The organism is Psychrobacter sp. A3 (assembly GCF_028823565.1).
In the GTDB taxonomy this organism is placed as follows: Bacteria; Pseudomonadota; Gammaproteobacteria; order Pseudomonadales; family Moraxellaceae; genus Psychrobacter; species Psychrobacter celer.
The window spans coordinates 1-4,086 of sequence record NZ_JAPEHS010000132.1; the positions used below are offsets into that span (position 1 = coordinate 1).

General features: G+C 45.7%; 4 protein-coding genes. All 4 read left to right on the plus strand.

All coding sequences use genetic code 11. The annotated features are described in order from the left end of the window. Positions 1 to 153: 153 nt before the first annotated feature. The 4 genes from eno (at position 154) to NK638_RS11995 (ending at position 3,775) form a co-directional block, all read left to right on the plus strand. Complete coding sequence (gene eno, locus NK638_RS11980; protein ID WP_274633188.1) at positions 154 to 1,470, plus strand: phosphopyruvate hydratase; 1,317 nt, start codon at positions 154 to 156, stop codon at positions 1,468 to 1,470. A gap of 119 nt (positions 1,471 to 1,589) precedes the next feature. Then, positions 1,590 to 1,898, plus strand: coding sequence for an FtsB family cell division protein (locus tag NK638_RS11985; protein ID WP_100749800.1), 309 nt, complete (start codon positions 1,590 to 1,592; stop codon positions 1,896 to 1,898). Positions 1,899 to 2,061: 163 nt separating this feature from the next. Continuing rightward, complete coding sequence (gene ispD / locus NK638_RS11990; RefSeq protein ID WP_274633189.1) at positions 2,062 to 2,775, plus strand: 2-C-methyl-D-erythritol 4-phosphate cytidylyltransferase; 714 nt, start codon at positions 2,062 to 2,064, stop codon at positions 2,773 to 2,775. Between the two features lie 376 nt (positions 2,776 to 3,151). Then, the gene (locus NK638_RS11995; RefSeq protein WP_274633190.1) at positions 3,152 to 3,775 is read left to right on the plus strand and encodes a BLUF domain-containing protein; all 624 of its coding nucleotides are present in this window, start codon (positions 3,152 to 3,154) and stop codon (positions 3,773 to 3,775) included. The last annotated feature ends 311 nt before the right edge of the window (positions 3,776 to 4,086 follow it).

Genomic DNA, 4,086 nt, shown 5'->3' on the forward strand with positions numbered 1-4,086 from the left:
ACGCTTGGTTTTGTCCAAACCCAGCCGATTATACTAAGTAGGCAAGATAGGTTTTGACCTGCGCTATACGATATTTTATTTTATCTTTTTTGTATTCTAGTTGCCGTTATTTATCCCACAAACTTGGCATGACCAAAGGAATTAACAGACATTATGTACGCTGAAGAAACCACCAACGTCACCGCAATCAAAGACATTCGCGCCCGTGAGATTTTAGACTCGCGCGGTAACCCAACCATCGAAGCTGACGTCATTTTGGCTGATGGTACTATCGGCCGTGCTGCTGCACCCAGTGGCGCGTCTACTGGCTCACGTGAAGCCCTCGAGCTACGTGATGGCGACAAAGATCGCTACATGGGCAAAGGTGTCAAAAAAGCCGTGGCCAACGTCAATAGTCAGATCCGTAGTGCGCTTATGGACAAAGACGTCACCGAGCAGCAAGCCATTGATGATGCGATGATTGCATTAGATGGTACAGAAAACAAAGACAACCTTGGCGCAAATGCCATGCTCGCGGTCTCTCTTGCCACGGCAAAAGCCGCTGCTAAGTCACAAAGCTTGCCACTGCATCAATACATTGCCAACTTGCGCAATCAGACATCATTGACCATGCCGGTACCAATGATGAATATTCTGAACGGCGGCGAGCATGCCGACAACACCGTTGATATCCAAGAGTTTATGATTGAGCCAGTTGGTTTTACCAGCTTCTCAGAAGCCCTGCGCGCAGGTACAGAGATTTTCCATAGCCTAAAGTCTGTTCTAAAAGCACAAGGTCTCAATACTGCGGTTGGTGATGAAGGGGGGTTTGCGCCCAACCTGCGTAGCAACGAAGAGGCCATTACTGTCATCATGCAAGCGATCGAGCAGGTCGGCTATAAGGCCGGTGAAGAGATTCATTTGGCGCTAGACTGTGCGGCCAGTGAGTTCTATAAAAACGGACAATATGTCTTGGCAGGTGAGGGCAACAAGGCCTTTGATAGCCAAGGCTTCTCAGACTACCTTGTAGGCCTGACGCGTCAATATCCGATCATCTCTATCGAAGATGGCCTGGATGAGTCAGATTGGGACGGCTGGAAGTACTTAACTGAGCAAATCGGTGATAAAGTTCAGTTGGTTGGTGATGATTTGTTTGTGACCAACCCTGCTATCTTGCAAGAAGGTATCGACAAGCACATTGCCAATGCGATTTTGATTAAATTTAACCAAATCGGCACGCTGTCAGAAACCCTAGACGCCATTTATCTGGCGAAGAAAAATGGCTATGCGACGATTATCTCGCATCGCTCAGGTGAGACAGAAGACAGTACCATTGCAGACTTGGCAGTCGGTACCGCAGCCGGTCAAATCAAAACTGGCTCACTATGCCGTTCAGACCGCGTAGCGAAGTACAACCAATTGCTACGTATCGAGCAGCAAGTACGCGCCAGCTACCGTGGCCGTGAAGAGTTCATTGGTCTACGTGGCTAAACGCTCTTATAGTTACAGTCGATAAGTAAGTGTGTGCTGGACGATAGGCTGCTTTTGCGGTATCGTTCAGCATACTGAGCTGTGTTGATCCTCTCTGTCTTGTTTGGCGCAAACCCTTTATGAAATACTTTAGCCAATTTATGCTACTTGCCTTAGCCGTTGCAGTACTCTTAGGTCTGCAATATCAGTACTGGCTGGGTGAAAATGGCCATTTTGAGCATCAAAAACTGCTGACACAAATCGAAGAGCAGCAGCGCTTAAATGACAATCAAGTATCAGCAAATAACTTGTTGCGTACGGATGTTCATGACTTAAAAAACGGTCTTGAGGCGGTAGAAGAGCATGCTCGTTTAGACTTAGGTCTCATCAAACCCAATGAAACCTTTGTACAGGTATCCACAGCGCCGACGACGCACAGTCGTTATTAAGGCGGGCACATTAAGCCCAGTCGTTTGGCGATACCTTGGTCTTGTCATTATCATTATAACCACGATGACATTCAGACACTTTTCAATCTCTCTTTTTATCTTTTCCCCTTTTTTAGCACCACCTCATGGCTCCCCGTGATTTTTCTTTGATAGGCCTTGGCTCATGAATACCACTCCTCGCATACATGCCATGATCGTTGCTGCTGGTCGCGGCAGTCGCTTTGGTGCGTCTATGGCCAAGCAGTATACCTTGTTTCAAGGCCAGACATTGCTGCAGCATAGCGTGGAGCGGCTCGCTTGTAGTGCCTTTATCGAGCAGTGCTGGTTGGTCATCGCTGCTGACGACACTACCGCGCAAATGCTCAATTTTGCCTTGCCGGTACAGTACGCCACTGGCGGTGCTGAGCGTTGGCAGTCGGTGCAGGCGGGCGTGGAGGCCATTCGGCAGTCAGGTGCTGCAGACACCGATTTGGTCTTGATCCATGATGCTGCGCGCCCAGCGGTGCCCAGTTGTGATATTGATAAGGTTATTACGGCGGCGATGCATGAGCCGTATGGCGCCATCTTAGCGACGCCAGTCGCTGATACCCTCAAGCACTCCTATGTACAAGACGCGGGGCTGCCTACTTATATTGCGCAAACGCTTGATCGCAGCAATATATGGCAAGCACAAACGCCGCAAGTCTTTCGACTAGACCAATTACAAAAAGTCCTGCAGCATGTCAGTGAACAGCAGATAGCAATCACGGATGAAGCCAGTGCTTTTGAGTCTCTGAGGTTACCCATCCGCTTGGTGGCTGGCAGTCGCCAAAATATCAAATTGACGTATCCTGATGATGCCGCCTTGCTCTCTGCTATCTTGAGTCTACAAATTTGATAGCTTTTACCTTGGTAGCTTTTACGTAGACGCTAGAACCATCAGTTTTATTAACCCCCTTGATTTTTTGATACAACCGTATATTATCGCTGCAAAAAATACAAAGCGATACTTCTATTATATTTGTTTTAGTAAATATAAAGGCGTACTAATATATCATTATTTATCTATAACCAAACTTATAAGGTAAACATAGGTTGCTTTAATGACGAAACTAGCCTATGATGTAACTAACTTAATACAATTGATATAAACACTTATAAAATCAATAATATAACAAGCCAGTTGATTGCTTCTAATTGTCTTGTCTCTAGATTTTTTTTAACGTTAGTATGGTTGTTTTAACTACATTAACCTAAATATAGGGAGAAGCGGATTGTCAATAATCAATGATTCGACAAATCCAGTAACGACGGATCTTTGCCAGCTGGTGTACATCAGCCGGATTACTTCGACTGGTCTGTCAAGTCCCAGTACACTTAATGACATCTCAAAGATTGCGATTGAACGTAACCAAACGGATGAGATTACTGGTATCCTTTGCTATGGCAATGGATATTTTTTGCAATGTGTAGAGGGGTCGGAGCAAGCTTTGACCAATCTGAAAAATCGCTTGTTGGCAGATGAGCGACACAAAGACATGGAAATTTTGGGTTTTTCAGCGATTGATGAGCGCCGTTTTTCGAGCTGGTCGCTGCGCTCTATCACACTTGAGCGCTGGATGACAAGAGACCCCGAGTTGAAAAAGCTGATGCCGTTTAAGCCCTATAGCTGGAGTGTGGATGAGTGGCACAGGTTTTTGGATATCTTGCAAAACTACTACGAAGAACAAATCAGAACAGGCAATACTGATGCCCAGCCGATCAAGTACAGTACCTTAGGGGTAACCTTAAGTAAGGTAGTCGGTCAACACCAAGCGTTCTTTTTGATTCAAACGGTATTGGGTTCGATGATAGTCGTCGCATTGTTGTGGCTGATGCTATCAGATAAAATCTGGTAGGAAGTTAGCCTGCGCCGACGGGTACGGCAAAGATTTATACCAGCCTTTATTCCAGCTTCGCTATATCTTATTTATTTGACCGGACTATAAGCAGTGTGTAGCCAACTTTAAACTTGCAAACACAAAAAAGCCAGCATCCATTGCTGGCTTTTTTGTGGCTATCTATCAGACAGATAGCGTTTGATTTTGGTAGTGGGAGTACGTTGAGTCTAGAGCTTAAAAGTTAGAAAAAGGGTGGCTCGTTAAAAGGAAAGGGTGTGGCTTGCTTAACTATACCAAGTCATTGAGTCAACAAACAAACATAAAAAAAG